General features: G+C 48.9%; 16 protein-coding genes and 2 pseudogenes. 15 read left to right on the forward strand and 3 right to left on the reverse strand.

Translation table 11 applies throughout. The annotated features are described in order from the left end of the window. The 4 genes and pseudogenes from D7D26_RS09770 to rfbB all read left to right on the forward strand — a co-directional run. Positions 1-186 (forward strand): annotated as a pseudogene (locus tag D7D26_RS09770) (ABC transporter ATP-binding protein); the annotation flags it as partial. An 11-nt stretch (positions 187-197) separates the two neighbouring features. After that, positions 198-1,109: a glycosyltransferase family 2 protein gene (locus D7D26_RS09775; protein WP_158606338.1), complete on the forward strand. Its 912-nt coding sequence runs from the start codon at positions 198-200 to the stop codon at positions 1,107-1,109. A 16-nt stretch (positions 1,110-1,125) separates the two neighbouring features. Next, positions 1,126-2,166 carry a dTDP-4-dehydrorhamnose 3,5-epimerase gene (gene rfbC, locus D7D26_RS12855; protein ID WP_342447429.1) on the forward strand — a complete coding sequence of 347 codons (1,041 nt, stop codon included), beginning with the start codon at positions 1,126-1,128 and terminating at the stop codon, positions 2,164-2,166. Between the two features lie 18 nt (positions 2,167-2,184). Then, positions 2,185-3,204, forward strand: coding sequence for a dTDP-glucose 4,6-dehydratase (rfbB, locus tag D7D26_RS09790; RefSeq protein ID WP_120372919.1), 1,020 nt, complete (start codon positions 2,185-2,187; stop codon positions 3,202-3,204). A 59-nt stretch (positions 3,205-3,263) separates the two neighbouring features. Here the strand turns inward: rfbB and rfbD are convergent, their stop codons facing one another. Beyond that, complete coding sequence (gene rfbD / locus D7D26_RS09795) at positions 3,264-4,145, reverse strand: dTDP-4-dehydrorhamnose reductase (RefSeq protein ID WP_120372920.1); 882 nt, start codon at positions 4,143-4,145, stop codon at positions 3,264-3,266. A gap of 197 nt (positions 4,146-4,342) precedes the next feature. Here rfbD and D7D26_RS09800 point away from each other — a divergent pair, with 197 nt between their 5' ends. The 7 genes and pseudogenes from D7D26_RS09800 (at position 4,343) to D7D26_RS09825 (ending at position 13,278) form a co-directional block, all read left to right on the forward strand. Continuing rightward, a complete protein-coding gene (locus D7D26_RS09800) occupies positions 4,343-6,058 on the forward strand; it encodes a glycosyltransferase family 2 protein (protein ID WP_120372921.1) in 1,716 nt (571 codons plus the stop codon). A 66-nt stretch (positions 6,059-6,124) separates the two neighbouring features. Further along, entirely contained in the window at positions 6,125-7,453 is a 1,329-nt protein-coding gene (locus D7D26_RS09805; protein WP_120372922.1) for a rhamnosyltransferase WsaF family glycosyltransferase, read from the forward strand. Positions 7,454-7,456: 3 nt separating this feature from the next. Continuing rightward, positions 7,457-8,635, forward strand: a complete 1,179-nt coding sequence (locus tag D7D26_RS09810; RefSeq protein ID WP_120372923.1) for a glycosyltransferase — start codon at positions 7,457-7,459, stop codon at positions 8,633-8,635. Between the two features lie 200 nt (positions 8,636-8,835). Further along, positions 8,836-9,150, forward strand: a pseudogene (locus tag D7D26_RS12650) (glycosyltransferase). A gap of 87 nt (positions 9,151-9,237) precedes the next feature. Beyond that, entirely contained in the window at positions 9,238-9,780 is a 543-nt protein-coding gene (locus D7D26_RS12485) for a hypothetical protein (RefSeq protein WP_199674755.1), read from the forward strand. Between the two features lie 246 nt (positions 9,781-10,026). After that, positions 10,027-12,039, forward strand: a complete 2,013-nt coding sequence (locus tag D7D26_RS09820; protein WP_158606339.1) for a glycosyltransferase family 2 protein — start codon at positions 10,027-10,029, stop codon at positions 12,037-12,039. Between the two features lie 114 nt (positions 12,040-12,153). Continuing rightward, complete coding sequence (locus D7D26_RS09825) at positions 12,154-13,278, forward strand: glycosyltransferase (RefSeq protein ID WP_158606340.1); 1,125 nt, start codon at positions 12,154-12,156, stop codon at positions 13,276-13,278. A 339-nt stretch (positions 13,279-13,617) separates the two neighbouring features. Here D7D26_RS09825 and D7D26_RS12655 read toward each other — a convergent pair whose 3' ends face one another. Then, positions 13,618-13,842, reverse strand: coding sequence for a transposase (locus tag D7D26_RS12655; protein WP_120372926.1), 225 nt, complete (start codon positions 13,840-13,842; stop codon positions 13,618-13,620). A gap of 215 nt (positions 13,843-14,057) precedes the next feature. Between D7D26_RS12655 and D7D26_RS09835 the strand changes: the two genes are divergently transcribed. The 3 genes from D7D26_RS09835 to D7D26_RS09845 all read left to right on the forward strand — a co-directional run bounded on the left by D7D26_RS09835 (position 14,058) and on the right by D7D26_RS09845 (position 17,662). After that, positions 14,058-15,002, forward strand: coding sequence for a UDP-glucuronic acid decarboxylase family protein (locus D7D26_RS09835; RefSeq protein ID WP_120372927.1), 945 nt, complete (start codon positions 14,058-14,060; stop codon positions 15,000-15,002). Between the two features lie 32 nt (positions 15,003-15,034). Further along, on the forward strand, positions 15,035-16,288 hold the full coding sequence (locus D7D26_RS09840; protein ID WP_120372928.1) for a nucleotide sugar dehydrogenase: 1,254 nt from the start codon (positions 15,035-15,037) through the stop codon (positions 16,286-16,288). Between the two features lie 138 nt (positions 16,289-16,426). Then, entirely contained in the window at positions 16,427-17,662 is a 1,236-nt protein-coding gene (locus D7D26_RS09845; RefSeq protein ID WP_120372929.1) for a glycosyltransferase, read from the forward strand. An 89-nt stretch (positions 17,663-17,751) separates the two neighbouring features. Here D7D26_RS09845 and D7D26_RS09850 read toward each other — a convergent pair whose 3' ends face one another. Beyond that, positions 17,752-19,095 (reverse strand): ATP-binding protein, encoded by a 1,344-nt coding sequence (locus D7D26_RS09850; RefSeq protein ID WP_120372930.1) that lies wholly within the window; start codon positions 19,093-19,095, stop codon positions 17,752-17,754. A gap of 182 nt (positions 19,096-19,277) precedes the next feature. On the opposite strand from D7D26_RS09850, the gene D7D26_RS09855 reads away from it, so the two are divergent. After that, positions 19,278-19,781: SDR family NAD(P)-dependent oxidoreductase (locus D7D26_RS09855; RefSeq protein WP_120372931.1), on the forward strand; the 504-nt coding region annotated here is incomplete at its 3' end.

Consider the following 19,781-nt stretch of genomic DNA (forward strand, 5'->3'; position numbering starts at 1 on the left):
CGCCTGCGCGAGATCAAGGAGTGCGGCGCCACTATCGTCATCGTTTCCCACTCGCTGGGACAGATCGAAGCCTTCTGCGACCGCTCCATCTGGATCGACGGCGGACGCGTCCGGGCCGACGGCGCCCCCGCGGAGACCCACGCCCGGTACGCCGCGTTCATGAACGGAAAAAAGGGACAGCTATGATTTCCGTTTTAATGGCCACATGGAACGGCGAAAAATACCTCAGCAAACAGCTCGCTTCGCTCTTTGCGCAATCCATACGGGACTTTCACATCTATATTTCCGATGACTGTTCCACCGACAGCACCTGTTCCATCGTCGAAGAATATCGGCAACGTTACCCCGGAAGAATCGAACTGATCCGGCGCTCACAGAACAGCGGCAGCGCCAAACATAACTTTTTCAGTCTGATGACCCGATGCAAAGACGATTATGTAATGCTTTGCGACCAAGACGACTTTTGGCTGCCCGACAAGATCGCCGTAACACTGGACACGATCCGCCGCATGGAAGCACAATACGGCTCACGCGCGCCGCTGCTCGTCCACACTGACGTGACCGTGACCGACCAGAACCTTCGCGTTCTCCATCCGTCATACCGTCAGATCATGAGCAGCAAGTTCGCGCGAACTTCGCTCAATTACGCTCTTGTGCAGAACACCTTTCCTGGCTGTGCCTGCATGTACAACCGGGCGCTGAGCGAACTCATCATGCGGGAGCCTGATTACTGCGTCATGCACGACTGGTGGCTGATGTTGATTGCCGCCGCCTTTGGTCATATCGGCTTTACGTTTGAAAGGACCGCTCTGTACCGCCAACACGGAGACAACAGCATCGGCGCCCGCGACATGCGAACCTTTTCGTACAAGTTTCAGCGCTTGCTTCGCGCAGATAAAATCCATCACGCCATTGACATCACCTACGCACAGGCCAAGAATTTCCTTGACATGTATCGATCACGGCTCTCGGCCGAACAGGTCAGCCTGATCGAAGCCTATTGTCACATCCCAACGCTGTCTAAATGGCGTCGTATCCAGGCATTGTTGCATCTGAACACATTAAAAAATACTCTTGCCAGAAGAATAGGGCACTTTCTTTTCGTTTAAGGAGCTGAAAGTTTTTATGAAAGGCATTATCCTCGCCGGAGGTTCCGGCACGCGCCTTTATCCGCTGACGCTCGTCACATCGAAACAGCTTTTGCCGGTCTACGACAAACCGATGATCTATTACCCTTTGTCGACTCTGATGCTTGCCGGCATCCGCGACATCCTGATCATTTCCACCCCGCAGGATCTGCCGAACTTCGAGCGGCTCCTCGGCGACGGTTCCAAGTATGGCATTTCACTTTCCTATGCCGAACAGCCCCGCCCCGAGGGATTGGCGCAGGCCTTTTTGATCGGCGAAGAATTCATTCACGGCGAGCGCTGCGCCATGGTTTTGGGCGACAATATTTTCTATGGCAACGGACTCGGCGCCCAGCTCCGCAAAGCCGCCGCCCGCACGGAAGGCGCGACGGTTTTCAGTTACTACGTCGACGATCCGCAGCGTTTCGGCATCGTCGAGTTCGACAAAAACGGCAAAGCCATCTCAATCGAAATGGACTTTATCAAAACAGACGTCCTCGACGTCTACATCGTTGAACCAAAAGTCTTTGGCGACCATCGCGGCTGGTTCATGGAAAGCTGGTCGCAAAGAGAGATGGAGGCCGCTGGCCTCCATTATGAGTTTGTTCAGGACAACCAGTCCTATTCGGCCCGTAAAGGCACGCTGCGCGGCGTCCATTTCCAAAAAGGCGCCGCCGCTCAGGCCAAACTGGTCCGCTGTTGCCGTGGCGCCGTGCTGGACGTTGCCGTCGATCTGCGCCTCGGTTCGCCGACGTACAAAAAATGGGTCGGCGTCGAACTGAGCGCTGACAACAAACGCCAGCTTCTTATCCCCAGAGGCTTCGGGCACGCGTTTGCAACCCTTACCGACGACGTTGAATTTCTGTACAAGGCCGACAACCCTTACGCTCCCGCAAGCGAGGGCAGCATTCTCTGGAACGATCCCGACCTCGCCATCGACTGGCGCGGCGTGGAGAACCCAGTCATCGCCGCAAAGGATGCCGCCGCGCCGCTGCTGAAGGACGTGGCCGATACCCTTGGTTTTTATTACGAAAAGTAATCGAGGAGGCAATACAGAATGAATATTATCGTCACGGGCGGCGCCGGATTTATCGGCGGCAATTTCGTGCATTTCGAACTGAAGCAGCACCCAGAAGACCATATTATCTGCTACGACGCGCTCACCTACGCCGGCAATATGGAGACGTTGGCCGACGTGATGGACAATCCGCATTTCACTTTTGTCAAAGGCAATATCGCCGACCGCAAGCAGGTTGATTCTCTTTTTCGAGACCATCATCCCGATATCGTCGTTAACTTTGCGGCAGAAAGTCATGTAGATCGGTCCATTCTTGATCCTGGCCTTTTCCTGCAAACAAACGTGTTGGGAACCGGGGTATTGATGGATGCCTGTCGGAAGTACAGCATTAAACGCTATCACCAAGTTTCCACCGACGAAGTGTACGGCGATCTGCCGCTTGACCGAGCCGACCTTTTCTTCACGGAGATGACGCCGCTGCACACATCCAGTCCTTATTCCGCTTCAAAAGCCTCTGCCGATCTGCTGGTACTGGCCTATTACCGCACTTTCGGATTGCCCGTTTCCATTTCGCGGTGCTCCAATAACTACGGTCCCTACCATTTTCCCGAGAAATTGATTCCCCTGATCATCACCCAAGCGCTGGCAGACAGGCCGCTGCCCGTGTACGGCAAGGGGGAAAACGTGCGCGATTGGCTCTATGTCGTCGACCACTGTCGCGCCATCGACCAGATTATCCGCAAAGGGCGCGAGGGCGAAGTGTACAACATCGGCGGCCACAACGAGCGCACCAATCTTCAGGTGGTAAAAACCGTTCTGAAAGAGCTGGGCAAGCCGGAAAGCCTGATTCGTTTCGTCGCCGACCGTCCCGGACACGATCGCCGTTACGCCATCGATCCCACAAAAATACACAGAGAACTCGGCTGGTTGCCGGAGACAAAGTTCGACGACGGCATTCACCAGACTGTGCAATGGTACCTGAACAACAAGCCATGGTGGCAACATATCATTAGCGGAGAGTACCAGAACTACTACCGGGAGATGTACTCTAACCGATAAGCGCAAAAGAGCGCCGAAAGAGACAGCATTCTTTCGGCGCTCCCCAGAAATCTACGAGATTAAAAACTTCCTTCAATCTCTTTTAAATAACGACTAAGCGCATCTTGCCATGTCGGGAGAAGCTTAAACCCCTGTTCAGCCAACTTACTTTTATCAAGTCGGCTGTTAAATGGGCGGGCAGCCTTTGAAAGTCCGTATTCAGCCGTAGTAACGGGTACTACTTTAGTGCTATAGCCAGCCTGACGATAAATTTCCTTGGTAAAGTCATACCATGAAATATAGCCGCCCTCGTTAGTGGCATGATAATATCCATACTTTTCTGTTTCGGCCATGTCAACCAACAAGCGGGCAAGGTCATAAGTATATGTGGGTGTGCCTATTTGATCGTTTACCACACGGACAGTATCGTGCGTTTTTCCCACCTCCAGCATCGTTTTGATGAAATTTTTACCGTTTCGCCCAAATACCCAAGCGATACGAACAATAAAGTATTTATCAAGCGTTTTTGCCACAGCCTGTTCTCCAGCTAACTTACTGGCGCCATACACGTTCAGGGGCCTGTAGTCCTTACAGTCAGGATGCCAAGGATTTGTTCCCTGCCCATCAAATACATAGTCCGTACTGAGATATATCATTTTGGAGTTCAAAACATTGCAGGCATCCGCAATATATTGTGTACCCATTGAATTAATCTTCATGACTAAATCTTTTTTGTCAGCTTCTTCAGCAAGGTCAACAGCTGTCCATGCAGCACAATGTATCACCACATCAGGTTTTACTGCTATAAGTGTTTTAGAAACTAATTCAGGGTCCGTAATGTCCATCGAAATGCCGTCTTTCAGATGTAGATCACTACCTATTCCTTCATACCCTCGCTTGGCAAGTTCATCTATCACATCGTGTCCTAATTGCCCAGCAACTCCGGTTACAAATACTTTCATTCTTGAATCTTCCTTTCCATATCGATGTGTTGTGCAAGTCACCGATGCTCTGTGATTCTAACACAAAAGATGCCTACACCATCCGCCTTATTTCTAAAAAATCATCTGAAGATAATAGCACAACTTATGTAAACCATATGAGTGATGTAGCTAGATAATACATCACTACAATAATCAACTACCAGGAGATATAACAAGTGTTCTCTGTCGAATATTTTAGACGATATTTGAAGCTCGCCCAAAAAGCTGCTTATGCCTTAATCACTGAAGGACCACAAGAGACATATCACAAAATAAAGCGTCGTTTGAGAGCAGATTCTCAGTACTTACGAAAAAAACATAATCTTTTAAGATTGGATGAAAAATTTCTCCGGCAGGAACGAGCGGAAGCTCACCTTTATCGCACTAGATTCAGCATACTTGTACCACTGTTTAACACGCCTGAAGCCTTTTTGCGCGATATGATTGAATCTGTTATAGAACAAACCTATCCCAATTGGGAACTCTGCTTGGCGGATGCAAGTGACGTACAACACTCTAATGTAAAAAGGATCTGTAATGAATATATTGTGCAAAATCCTAAACGCATTATTTATAGAAAAATAGATAATAATGGTATATCTGAAAATACAAATGTCTGCTTGGACATGGCGACTGGGAATTATATCGGCCTCCTTGATCATGACGATATTCTTCATCCTTCTGCCCTCTTTCAAGTCGCAAAAACAATTACCGAAACCGGAGCTGATTTCATCTATACAGATGAAATCAAATTTGAGACAAAAATTAAAAAGGCTTTTAATCCCACTTTTAAGCCCTGCTTTTCGATCGATGAATTACGTTCACATAATTATATCTGTCATTTTACCTGTTTCAGTCGCGAACTTTCAAAAAAGACGGGGAAATATCGGAAAGAATACGACGGCAGCCAAGATCATGATATGGTTCTGCGTTTAGCCGAACAGGCAAAGAACGTCGTCCACATCCCGCAGTTGCTTTATTTCTGGCGAGTACACCGTAGGTCAGTATCCGCCCATATCAGTTCCAAATCATACGCTATTAATGCAGGTAAGCATGCAGTAGCCGATCATATCGCACGTTGTGGGTACCTAGGAACGGTGGAAAGTGTTCCGCCGTTTCAAACATTGTACCGAATTCATTACGTCTTAAAGAACACGCCGCGAGTTTCGGTTATCCCAGTCTCCATCAAAAATTTGGGACAACTACGGAAGACTATCAACTCAATCACTGTTAATACAACATATTATAACTATGAAATCCTTGTTCCATCCTTGTATTCAGAATCATTGCCAAGCAAGAATAATGTTCGTTTTATCGACAAATCAGCTACTGGTACGCTAATTAATCAACTTGACTTTTCATATATTGTATTTCTTAATGCCAGTGTCAGTCCGCTCACGCCACAATGGATCGAAGAAATGCTCATGTTTGCCCAGCGCGAAGACGTTGCTGCCGTGGGGGGTAAAATTATCTCAAACCACAACACAGTTTTGCAGGTCGATATTACGATTGACGTAGAAAAAGGCATCAATCGTTTGTTTCAAGATACGACGACACAAAATGCCGGCTATGAAGGGCGGCTACGCTGTGCTCGTAACGTTTTGGCAGTCTCCCAAGAATGTATGATGATCGGCAAAGGAGCACGCGGTATTTTTAGCAAGATTGATGCAAAAGCTGGTCCTCTCTGGGGAGTCGATTTCTGTCTTCAGGCCTACAGTAGTGATATTCACGTTGTCTGGACTCCATTTGCTGTTTTTGAAAGCGATGCGGAACTTCCATTGCCTAACCAGCAGGACATCCTCTATTTTAAAACAAAGTGGGACAACGTTGTATCCAACGGCGACCCATACTGCCCACACGATCTAAAACAGGCGATCATGAGCAGTTACTAAGTAATACCAGTTTTCGATAAAAATACTGAATTGTTTTTAGCTAGAGTACTACACGGAGGGTTTTATATGCACACATTGTTACAAAAAAGTCTGAGAACACTAAAAAATGAAGGATGTATCGCCCTTATCAAAAAGGCGTGCCGCTACCTTCAAGGTCAATACCGACTCCGCCGTGCTGCAAGCAAATCTGTCAGACACGATAATCCCGAAGCGGCAGTTCTGCCTTCCATAATAGAACCTTGGATTAAACAGACCGAACCGATCCATATCACTGCTGTTCAAAGACAAAATTACAGATTGAACCTTGTTACAGACAGCATCTCCAAAGATTCACTCTTGGGGGGAGTGGCAACCGCTTTGATAGTTGCGACGGCTTACTGTGCAAAAAATGATATGGAGCTTCGTATTATCACACGTTGCGCTGATGTAGAGCCGCTAGCATATTATCATATCATAGATGTTATGGGACTGAAGAAGCCCGAGAAAGTAACATTCTTTACGGACTATGAACATATGCTTGGCTCCGGCCGCGAAATGCCCCTTGACGTCAGCGATAAAGATCTCTTTCTCGCTACCTCATGGTGGAGCGCAGCGGCGATAAAGAAAATTCAAAAGCGCGCCAGATTCTTTTATATCATCCAAGAGGCCGAAACGTTCTTCTATCCTCATGGAGATGCTCACCTATTCTGTCGCCAAATCATGGAGGATCCTTCGATTGATTTCATTGTTAATTCGCGCTACCTATGGGACTATTTCAAGAGCACATGCCCCAACATTTGCGAGCATGGAGTCAGTTTTGAGCCAGCCTTTCCCGAGTCACTCTATCATGCCAACATAGTAGAACGAAAAACATGTTACAAACTCTTCTTTTACGCAAGGCCCAACAATCCCCGAAACTTGTTCCATACGGGCATTCTTATACTCGATCGCGCGATAAAAGAAGGCATCCTCGATATGGACAAATGGGAAATCTGCATGGTGGGCGCCAATATTCCCCAAAATATTCAATTTACCGGAGGGACCAAACCAGTAATTTACGACGTAATGTCTTGGGATAGATACGCAGATTTTTTACGAACAGTAGACCTTGCTCTTTGCCTTATGTACACTCCGCATCCCAGTTATCCCCCCTATGATGCCGCATGCAGCGGCAGCGTCGTTATCACCAATCAGTGCCTAAACAAAACAGAAATAAAAGAGTGTGACAACATTATATTAGGAAAGCTTACAAACCTCGACAACTTCATGGAATCATTTGAAAAAGCTGTTGAGCTGTCCACAAATATGGAAGAAAGAAAGAGAAATTACAAGAATTCTCAAATTCCACGAGCATGGAGCACAACCATATCCGAGGTAGTTAATTTCATGAACATGACCGAGCCCATAGGGGAATAGACCATGTACACCATCCCCCCCCTTCAGGAAAAGATAAATACGGAACCATGGATCAGGCCGTTATCTGAGAGAGTGTTCGAACTAGCGCGAGATATCAGAGATGGTTATTCCACAGCACTGCAGATATACAGAAGAGCAGACACCTCGACATTCCGGTATCTGTGCTATAACCCCTACCAGTACACCAAAGCAAGCAAAAGATGGAAATGTCATTACTTTTATTCATATGAATATGAAACGATCCTGAATTATATTGATAAGGTCCAGCTCATCGTTCTTTGCCGTCTCAATTGGACCGTTCATATTCAGGAGATAATCGACAAAGCCCGGGAACTAAATAAGCCGGTACTGTGTCAGATCGATGATATGGTATATAGTCTAGCTGACTTATACGCAGTCACAAGCACGATTCACGTGTTTGAAGATAATGATTCGTTTTATGACACATGGTTCTCCGCATTCGGCAGAGTACAACTGGCAGCCCAACAGGCCGACGGATACATCACGACCAACAATTTCCTCGGACAAAAAATCAGTAAAACCTTTCACAAGCCCTACGCCGTGGTCCACAACGCGTTGAATGCGGAACAGCTGGCCGTGTCGCAAAGATACCTCGACATGAAGAAGAAAATATGTTCTCAAAAGCCGTTCCTTATCGGTTACTTCAGCGGCTCCCCATCGCACGTCAACGACTTTCGAAGTATCGCAACGGAAATTCACGCTTTGTTGAAGGCTCATGAGGACATAAACCTTCTGGTAGTCGGCTTTATGGATTTTCCTGACTATATGCAAGGTTTTATCAAAGCCGGACGAATCCAATTTAGACCACTTGTGGATTTCCTTAAACTTCAGCGTCTTATTGCTGAAGTAGACGTTAATATTGTGCCGCTCATCGACAATGAATTTACAAACTGCAAATCGGAATTAAAATTCTTCGAGGCAGGTGTTGTCGGAACGATAACATGCGCAACTCCTACATACACATATACCCGGGCAATCAGAAGTGGCATAAACGGCTTTCTCTGTCAACAGGGAGACTGGTACAGGACTCTTGAGAACATCTATCTGGGGAGGGTCAGCAAAGATATTGTCTGTAATGCCATAGCTGATGCTTATAAAAATTATACGGGTAAACAGATTTTGACAGAGATTGAAAATGCACTGGACGATTTTACTCGCTAGTGCTACGTCTTATTACATTTACACTACACACAAATATCCACATCATTTTGCACTATAGACTTCACTGAGGAGGTATTCTACTGTGCTTCTAAATCGCAAATATCTTCAAGGCTCCCCCAAACATGCTTGCATCACAAATTTTTATATTCGTTTTCTGCCTGAACATTCACTTTCTACGCCGCCTGCTGATGTTCTTCTCAATGCTCAATTCTGGGCAGAAGACGGTTGACGCTCTGCTGGCAGATTTTGATCTGGACATAGAACTGGTCTTCGTAGATGACGGCTCGCGAGACAGCACACTGGAGCTGCTACGCCGAGCAGCGAAAGACGATTTGCGCATACATTATGTTTCATTTTCGCGTAATTTCGGCAAAGAGGCGGCAATTTAGGCAGGACTGAGGCATTCTTCGGGAGATTATGTGGTGTTCATGGATGCCGACCTGCCCCCCGCGCTGTTGCCGCAGATGTATGAATCGCTACAGTCAGGTGAATACGATTCCATCGTCACGCAGTGAGCAGACCGGCACGGTGAACCCCCGGTACGTAGTTTTTTCGCTCATTGCTTTTACAAGCTGATCAATCGCTTCAGCGATGCCGACATCATGGATGGCGCGCGCGATTTCCACATGATGAACCGCAAGATGGCAAATGCTATCCTATCCATGGGAGAATACAACCGTTTCTCCAAAGGGATTTTCGGCTGGGTGGGATTCCGCACACGATGGATCCCTTATGAAAACGTGGAGCGAGTTGCTGGCGCGAGTAAGTGGTCGTTCTGGAAGCTATTCAAATACGCGTTGCAGGGTATCATGGCCTTTTCAACGGCACCGCTATCCCTTGCTTCGGTGATGGGTCTACTGTTCTGCGCGTTGGCTTTTATAATGGTTCTGCTTGTTGTCGGCAAAACGGTGATTTACGGCGACCCTGTGGGTGGCTGGTCGTCGCTGGCCTGCATCATTCTGTTTATCGGTGGTGTGCAGCTGTTCTGCATTGGCATTCTTGGTCAGTACCTGGCCAAAGCCTATCTGGAAACAAAGCGCCGGCCAATCTACATTGTCGCTGAAACAAATGAGAGCAGCGATTGTAATATAAGCAACAGCACCTGCTGTTTCTTGGCTGAAATATTGAACGGCAAGAAACTTTGAGAGAGGTCCACAAAGCGAATTACGCAAATCACGCAACGGTCGAGTATACCCGATTGATTCGGATTCGCCCGGGATGTTGATCGCTTGATGTTAAGCTGTTCCGTCAAGAATTTAGTATAATATTAGTATTCTAACGTCTATAAAGTCGAAAAAGCCCAGAACTGTTTACTGCTGACGCTGATGAATTATCCCAGGAGGGCATTTTTGCCACTATTCTCACTTCTTTTGATTGAGGAACATACATACATGAACGTTCTTTTTACCGGCTACTATTTCGATGGCTACCACGGTTCAATGCTCCACATCTGCGAACTGGCTGAGTTTTTTCACAAAAAGGGATACCGGTGTTACTGCGCGAGTGTCGTCGTGGAACCATTTATCGTTGAATACTGTCAAACGAGAAATCTGACGGTTCTTCAGGCTCACGAGCTGCCGCTGGATCTTGATTACGAATATGTTTTTGCCTATCATTTCCCCATTCTGCCCTATCTTTCGGGACGCGGGTTGAAATACAGCAAGATCATTTCAGGCTGTCTGTCAAGCACACACCCTCTTGAATTGCCTATGGATTTTTACGCGAACTGCACGCTGTTGACGGCCGTATCGGGCGAAGCCAAACAAAATCTGGAGCAGAGGTTCGCCATTCCCTCGGACGGGATTTTCTTATTCAAGAATCTGCTTCCGGAAAACTTTGCTCATTTTGATTTCGCTCCTTCGTCCCAGCTCAGGAAAATTGCCGTGGTGTCTAACCATCCGCCGAGGGAAATCAACGAATTACCTCAACATCTTCCCGATATTGAAGTGGATTTTTGGGGTGTCGGACAGGCAAACTATGGCGCGTTAACGCCTCAAATTCTCTCGCAATACGATGCGGTTATCACCATAGGCAAAACCGTTCAATACTGCCTGGGGATGGGGCTGCCCGTTTTTGTGTATGATCAGTTCGGCGGCAATGGGTATGTTCGCCTGGACACGCTTGAAGCGGAGGAGTTCTATAACTTCTCGGGAAGAAGTACCAGACGCAAACTTGAAAGTACCGTTATTGCCAGGGAACTTATCAGCGCTTATCCGCAGGCCTGCGGTGAAGCGCCGCTACTCAAGAAAATGGCAGCTGAGCGATATGGCGCTGAAAGAGCCATCAGCAGACTGCTCGAGAAAGCTGATGAGAATGCCCCATGTCAGATTGATACGCGAAAGCATTGTTTGGAGATCGCTCATTACGGCTGGCTTACCGGGGAACTCATTGGACGGTATAACGGCCTGAAATATATGCAGAATGAGCTATACAAAGTTCAAGCGCGACTGGAAGACGCTCATAGGCAGTCAGAAGAATATCGAACGCGGCTTTCCGAGCGGGATAAGGCGCTTGACTGCATAATGCATTCAAAGTCTTGGAGGCTCACCGCTCCTCTCCGAAAGATAAGGCAAACTATAAAGCGCACAAAAACCCTCATAAATACGGGGGGGGGTATAACGCTTTATGCCGTCATTGCCGTCAGAAACGAAGCTTTGCACATGCAGGGATTCTTCGACCATCTGCGAGAATATGTCGACGGCTTTGTCGTTCTGGACGACGGCTCGACGGACGCTACTCCTGCCGTTATCAAAAGAGAACGCAAGGTCATTTCATGTCTGCGGAATTTGCCTCATGATGAATTTCACTGGGATGAGAGGGGTAACCGGGTCGCGTTGCTCAACGAAGCCCGCAAGAGAGGCGCAGATATCGTTCTATGCTGTGATGCCGACGAACGCTATGAAATCAGATTCTTGAAGAATCTGCGCCGTTTGGGCAAAGAGTGTCGCGAGAAAAAAGCATGTATGGGACTGAAAGTCTGCGAGCTTTGGGATTCCGTCTGCCATTACAGAGTCGACGGCGTCTGGGATACCAAAAAGAAATTCGTCCTCTTCCCGTTGTCCGAGCACATGACTTTTGACACGACGATGTTTCAAGAACACCATATTCACTGGCATTATGACCAGATCAGAAATTTGGAGCTGTTGCCGTATAACCTGTACCATCTGAAAATGATTCGGAGTCGCGACAGAGCCGAGAGGGCCGAATTGTATGAAAGACTGGATCCTGAGCACAAACTGCAAAAAATCGGATATCGATATTTGACGGACGAGAGTTCCATACGATTGCGGGCAGTACCGGAAAGCGCCGCCTATGATTATGCAACTGTTCCCGACGAATTGACAGCCGCCTCTTCAACAGAGAGTTCCGAGGCTGCCGCTGCAAGCACGGCAGATACGCCCTGATTTCTCAACTGGAGGATTAAAGAAAGAATGCCAATGCCGTCATTGAAAAGCATCCTGAGACGCATTTATCGTCGGATTTTCACGACACCCAATCGAAAGATTCTGTGGCAGCTCTTGGACAAATTGACGGAAGTTTCCACCGTTTCAGCCGAACAGAGAGACGCTATCGCCGCGCTTAGAGATTCAAGCCTGAGACAAGAGAAGGGCATTCAGACAATTCACACTCGTCTTGCCAATCAGCGCGTTTTCCTAGAACAAAACCGTCGAGATGAAGTTTTTGTTTGGAACAAACGATTCTCGGATAGAGAGACTTTGTACAAGATTTCCGTCATTGTTCCTGCCTATAACGTGGAGCAATATCTCGCCGAGTGTCTTAATTCGATTCTGGATCAGAATATGGAATCTATGGAGGTTCTCTGCGTTAACGACGGCTCGACAGACGGTTCTTATGACATTCTCAAAATGTACGCCCAAAAAGATCGGCGCATAAAGATTTTCGACCGATCGCATCAAGGCTTAGGAACCACCAGAAACTATGCTCTCCGGCAAGCCCAAGGCGAGTATATATGCTTTGTGGACAGCGACGACATGCTGGCGGCTCCCGAAGCCCTTAACTATCTATATCGTGAGGCAAAGGCGCATGATTTGGACATCCTCTATTTCGACGGAGATGCGCTCTATGAAAATAACGAATTAGCGCAGCGTTTTCCCCAGTTTAAAACTGACTACCGTCTCACAAGACCTCGAGAATATGGAGGCGTCGCAGACGGACAGGAACTATTCTGTGCCATGCAGGCAGATCACTGTTACAGAGGAATAACTTGGCTGCAGCTTATCCGGCGAACATTTTTAACAGAACATAGAATTCTTTTCCCTGAAAATGTGACTTATGAAGACGAATTTTTTACTCTTTCCTGCATGCTGCAGGCGCAGCGAGTTTCCCATCGCCAAAAGAACTTTTACAGATACAGGCTCAGGAGAAATTCGATAGTAACCTCGCCTCAAACGAACTTCAACGTTTACAGTTCTTTGAGATGCTTTATCAGTACAGCCGATCTTGTTCTCGCTCTGCCGTTGCGGCAGCAAACGGCGTACTATGTGGCTGAACGTTTGAACGAACTGTACGGCAGTATGCTACATCGATATAATAACCTGCATGGAGAAATTTGCGGGGATTTCTCGAATTTTGAGCCGGTAACTTCAATCCTATTGCAAAAACTTATCTCTCAAAACAAATAAAGGCTTTGACATGAGTCAAGAGAAACAGTGAATATTGGTGTTTGTTGTCTAATTAATACCAAATTATGTCAGGTATTTTCCTCGTGTGACAATAGGAGCACCTCGATACCATCGTACATCGGTTACGATGTGTAACGACTGTACACGAAAATAAAGCTGGCAACGAAATAATACCGACATGAACGAGGCACCACAACGCTTTAATGCGCGTTATGGCACCTTGTTTTAGCATTCGATATAGCGATATTTTGCGCAGCGACCTTTATTTATCGGCTCCCAAACACCTTATGCCACAAATCTCTTGAATAGCGCGTACGCTTTGGATGGACTGACGTGTAATCACTCCATTACGTCTGCGCGAGAAATAAATTCGCTGACTGTCTGCCTTTTGTCGCAATGCTCCGGAAGTTCTCGCCATGGCGCTCCACTTCCGGCAAGCCACAGAATCCCATTGATGATCCAGCGGTTATCGTATTTTGCCGGACGTCCATGTTGACCTGATTTCGAGTGTTCTGGCGGCAGTATTCTCTTGAATCGATTCCACTCGCTGGAGGTTAAGTTCATATCTTTATCGTTTCCATTGGAAAGTTTAAGTGATTGAATCGATTTGGGCAATTTGACGGTTTTTAAACAAGGCCTAATTCTTGATAAAAAGTATCAACATAGTTCTCTGAGCGATTGCCTCCCACGCAGTGCCCGCACGTTCAGTTTTTTTTAATTAAGAAACGACATCAGATCTGCTCCAACCTCATTTTAGAGCCTGTCACGGAGGAAACACAGTGAAAAAGAAAAGAGTTCTCGTCACCGGAGGGGCCGGTTTTCTCGGATCCCATTTATGCGAACGTTTGCTGAAGCTTGGGAATTATGTCATCTGTACGGATAATCTCTTCACCGGCTCGGAGGATAATATCCGCCATCTGTTCCATCATCCGCATTTCGAATTTCTCTGTCACGACGTCATTTCGCCCCTATCCGTGGAATGCGATCAAATTTACAATCTCGCCTGCCCCGCCAGCCCGCGCTGGTACCAGAAAGATCCCGTTTATACGATGAAGACGTCCTTTCTGGGCGCGCTGAATGTCCTTGAACTTGCCAGAACCACGGGGGCCCGCGTCTTGCAGGCTTCCACGTCGGAGGTTTACGGGGATCCGGACTGCAGTCCGCAGCCGGAGTCCTACCGGGGATGCGTCAGCGCCGTCGGGCCGCGCGCCTGTTACGACGAGGGCAAGCGCGCGGCGGAAACCTTGTTCTTCGACTATCGCCGTCAGTACGGCCTGGACATAAAGGTGATACGTATCTTCAACACCTATGGGCCCCGCATGAGCATGGACGACGGCAGAGTGGTCTCCAACTTCATCGTGCAGGCTCTCAAAGGCGAGGACATCACGATCTACGGCAGCGGGGCTCAGAGCAGGAGCTTCTGCTATGTCGACGACTTGGTTGCAGGCATGAACGCTCTCATGAACAGCCCAGGAGATTTTACGGGACCTGTCAACATAGGCAATCCTGAGGAAATCTCAATCAAGGAGCTTGCGGAAACGGTCATTCGTTTGACCGGCTCTCAGTCCCGGCTGGCCTTTAAAGAGCTTCCGGTCGACGATCCGCGTCAAAGAAGGCCCGATATCGCGCTGGCGAAGAGGGAACTTGGCTGGTCTCCTGTCGTGAGGCTTGAGGAAGGGCTCAAACTGACCATAGACTACTTCAAAAGATTGATCAACTGTTAAAATATGTCATATTTAAGGAGAATCGCTAGAAAATGAGCAGCGGTTACGATCCGATCATCGCGGTAGCCGGCATCGGTTATGTGGGGTTGAGCATCGCAGTTTTGCTGGCACAGCGCCACAAGGTCTATGCCGTTGACGTTCTGCCGGAAAAAGTCGACCTCATCAACAAAAAGATGTCTCCCTTTGTCGATAAGGAGATCGAAGCCCGTCTCGCAACCGGAAGACTGAAACTAACGGCGACGCTGGATGCCAGCACAGCTTACGGAAACGCAGATTTCGTGGTGATCGCGACTCCCACCGATTACGATCCTGATCAGAACTCCTTTGACACTTCCACTGTAGAACGCGTGATAGGGCAGGTCATGGGAATCAACCCGGCGGCGAGCATCGTGATCAAATCAACGGTTCCCGTCGGCTTCACCGAAACTGTACGCAAGAAGACAGGAAAAGGAACCGTCTTCTTCTGCCCTGAGTTCCTGCGCGAGGGAAAAGCGCTTTATGACAATCTATATCCCTCGAGGATCATTATTGGCATTGACGAAAGCGATGAAAAGCTTACGGAAAAAGCCCGCATCTTCGCAGAGCTTCTTCGAGAATGCGCAAACAAAAAAGACGCAGAGATTCTGTTCATGAACTCCACAGAGGCAGAAGCGGTGAAGCTTTTTGCCAATACTTACCTGGCTCTGCGGGTCAGTTTTTTCAACGAACTGGACACGTATGCGGAAATGCAGAGGCTGAATGCCAGGCGGATCATCGAGGGTGTCTGTGGCGATCCTCGGATCGGCGCCCATTACAACAATCCCTCCTTCGGTTACGGAGGCTATTGTCTGCCCAAGGATACGCGGCAACTTTTGGCGAACTACGGCGATATTCCACAAAAACTTATACGGGCCGTAGTCGAATCGAACGGAACCCGTAAAGATTTCATCGCCGGCCAAATTCTGCGAAAAGTCGGATTGTATCTCGAAGCCAACAGTTTTCCGGATCAAGGCGGAAAGAGAAAGACGACTGTCGGCGTATATCGCCTCGCAATGAAGCAGGGCTCCGACAATTTTCGCCACGGAGCGATCCAGGATGTCGTCGAAAGCATTCAGTCGAAAGGTGCTGCGACGATTCTCTACGAACCGGCGCTGAGCGACGGCGAGCGTTTCTGTAATAGTCTTGTCGTGAACGATCTGAGCAAATTCAAAGCCGAAAGCGACGTCATTATCGCCAATCGCTATGACAGCAGTCTTGACGACGTCAGGGAAAAACTTTACACTCGCGACATTTTTGGCAGAGATTAGACTGCCAGCCATGAAAAGGCCTAAGCCCGACAAACGCCCCCACGAATTCTTTAAACTTTTTCGGATACTATGTTTCTGTTGCCTGCACTCCGCAAACGTTCTTATTTTTTTATTTAAGGGAAGGATCATAAGAAAGCTATGAACACCCCGAAACCAATTCCTGCGATATCGGTCGTCATTCCCGTGTACAACACGGGGAAATACTTGCGCCAATGTCTCGACAGCATCGTCAACCAGACCATGAGGGACATGGAAATTATCTGCGTCAACGACGGCTCTACCGACGACTCCCCCGCCATCCTGCGGGAATACGCCGACCGAGATTCCCGATTCAGAGTAATCAGTCAGGAGAACAGAGGCATCTCGGCGACCCGCAATGCCGGTATGGACGCCGCCCGCGGAAACTATCTCTACTTTATCGACAGCGACGATTTTCTCGACATCAACGCTCTGGAACGGCTTTACCGTCAGGCGGTCAGGGACGATTTGGACATGCTGTTCTTCGACAGCGAAGTGTTCTTTGAAAACGAAGCCCTCGCCGAAAGCCGCAAGACTCAAAAATTCCGCTATCAGCGCGGTCAGGATTATGTGGGGATCTGGGAGGGCGCGGAGTATTTCCGCGCCCAGATCGAGAACGGCAAGTACACGGAAGTGGTCAACATGATGCTCTCCCGCCGGGCCTTCATGGAGGAACACCATCTCCGCTTTCTCGATCCATTCCCCCACGAGGATAACTTATTTCACTTTGAATGTCTGCTGCTGGCCCGTCGGGTCAGCCACGCCGGCGCGTCTTACTATCATTACAGGCAGCGCGAAAATTCGCAGGTGACCACGCCCTTCTCCGAAAAAAACATCGCAGGGTTCCTGTTCAACGTCGATCACATGCTCCGCGCCGTCGAGGGGCGTTCCTTTTCGCCGGCGGCCGAAGCAGCCATCCTCCGATACATTGTGGGGCAATGGCACTGGGGCGTCTGGCAGCGAAGCGACGCGCTGCCAATGGAGGCGCTTCAGCGCATGACGGAGGCGCCCGACCTCTACAATCGAATTCTCGCCAGCCTTCATCTTCAAGTGTACCCCCTCAAGGCGGAGTGCGCGCAGGCAAAAGCCGAATGCGCGCGGATGCGGGCTGAGCACGCACAGATAAAGCAGAAACAACAGGCGTTGTTCGATGAAAACGGACGGCACCGGCGGGAGTTAAGCGTTTTGCGGGAAGAGCTGAGCGCTCTGCGCGCCTCCCGCTCTTTCAGGATCGGACGGACTGCAACCTGGCTTCCCCGAAAAATCCGCGGCGGCATTCGCTGCTGGCGGGACCACGGCTTGCTCTACACCTTTAAGAGGGCTTGGCATAAGATTCGGAAAAAATGCTTTCAATAACTGAGCTTAAACAACGAAGTATCGATTCAGATAAATACATTCCGTCTGCGGCATTGAACATCCACGATTTTCCATAGAGCCCATTGTGCCTACGAGCTCTGGCGCTGCTCCAATGCCAAGCCAATCAGCCGATCCGTTTGGTCTGCCATGAACAGCGGGATATTCAGCATATCATCGTCCAGTTTCAGATTATCCAGAGAGAACCGCACACGGAGCTTCACCTGATCCGGGAATAGTTCCTTGAATTTCTTGAGGTTCTTGCCGGCTGTGTTGGCCTCGGATTTGACCTCTACAGGGAAAACGTCGTTTTCTCTTTGAATGAGGAAATCCACCTCATAAGGAGGATTGTTCCGGCTCCAATACCGGGGAACAACTTCAAACTGGGTGACCAGGGTCTGAAGCACAAAGTTCTCGGTCAGTGCGCCTTTGAACTCGGTGAACAGGCGATTGCCTTCGCCAAAGGCCGTAGGAGCCAGCTGCGCAAGACGGCGAAGCAGTCCCACATCGCCCAAATAAATCTTAAAGGCGGAGAGGTCGTCGTAAGCAGCCACAGGCAGGCCAGGGGCGGAACTGCGATAGACCTTGTGCACCAGACGGGCATCTACCAGCCATTGCAGGGCATCCTCGTATTCACGAGCTCTTGCGCCCTCTTTGACGACCTTGTAGATGAATTTCTTGTTTTCCCTCGCCAGCTGGGACGGTATAGACTTCCAGATCATAGAGATCTTCGGAAACTCGTTGATATTAGGATGTTTGGCAAAGTCACGCTCGTAGGCGCCAATGATCCCGGACAGGGCTTCCTGCATGGCGGATACATCTCGCGCTTCTGTCCACATCAGAACGGATTCTGGCATGCCGCCGGTCACGTAGTACATTTTGAGTTTTTCATAAAGAGGATTAAAGAAGGCGTCGGGGATTGGCTCAATAATGTTCACACTGTCCAGATACCTTGCTAAATTCTCGTCGTCGTTGGCGAGCAGGAACTCTGCAAAGGTCATGGGATCAATCTGCATAAAATTGACCTTGCCCACGGGGAACGATGAAGGTTTGGCCAAGGCGATCCCCAGCAGAGAACCGGCACAGGCGACGTGGTATCGCGGTGCATTTTCGCAGAAATATTTCATGGAATTGATGACCTTGGGGCAGTCTTGTACCTCGTCAAAAATGACGAGGGTCTTTTCAGGCGTGATCTTCTGACCGCTGGCCAGCATCAAATTTTGCAAGATACGATCGACGTCCTTTGTCGTTTCAAAGAACTGTTTGTATTCTTCGTTCTCGTCGAAATTGAAATAAGCAACGTTTTCATAGTATCGTGTGCCAAATTCTTTGAGAATCCATGTCTTGCCTACTTGGCGAACACCTTTTAAGATTAAAGGTTTACGGTAAGGTGAATGCTTCCATTCCAGCAATTGTTTTAAAATCACTCGTTCCATATGCAGCATCCCTCACATTATTATTGGTGTTTACGTGTATTATTATCACATAATTATTGTATTCTGCTCAACGAAAAAAAGCAACGGCCGTCGCGTAATTGTTTCAGTGTATAATTTTATGGCAGCGGCCGAAATTTACGTGATGTGTGGCGGCTGGCAATCTTTTATTGGAGGGAACGACCATGAACGTTTTGCTTACCGGCGGGGCCGGTTTTATCGGGTCGCATACGGCGGTCGAACTGATCGCGGCGGGGCACGGCGTGGTGATCGCCGACGATCTGAGCAACAGCTCGGCTTCGGTGATCGAGCGGCTGGAACGGATCACGGGCGTGCGCGTGCCGTTTTACCAAATCGACGTGGCCGACACGGCGGCGCTGGAACGTCTTTTTGCGGAGCACGATCTCGACGCGGTGATCCACTTCGCGGGGCTGAAGGCGGTGGGCGAATCGGTGGCCAAGCCGCTGCTTTACTACCGCAACAATCTGGACACGACGCTGGCGCTGCTGGAAGTGATGGCGGCGCACGGCTGCAGGCGCTTCATCTTCAGCTCGTCGGCCACGGTGTACGGGATGACGAACTCCGTTCCGTTCACGGAGGAGATGCCGACCGGCGGCTGCACGAATCCCTACGGCTGGACGAAGTTCATGATCGAGCAGATCCTGCGCGACGCGGCCGCCGCGGACGCG

It is taken from the genome of Pyramidobacter sp. CG50-2 (assembly GCF_003612005.1).
GTDB lineage: Bacteria > Synergistota > Synergistia > Synergistales > Dethiosulfovibrionaceae > Pyramidobacter.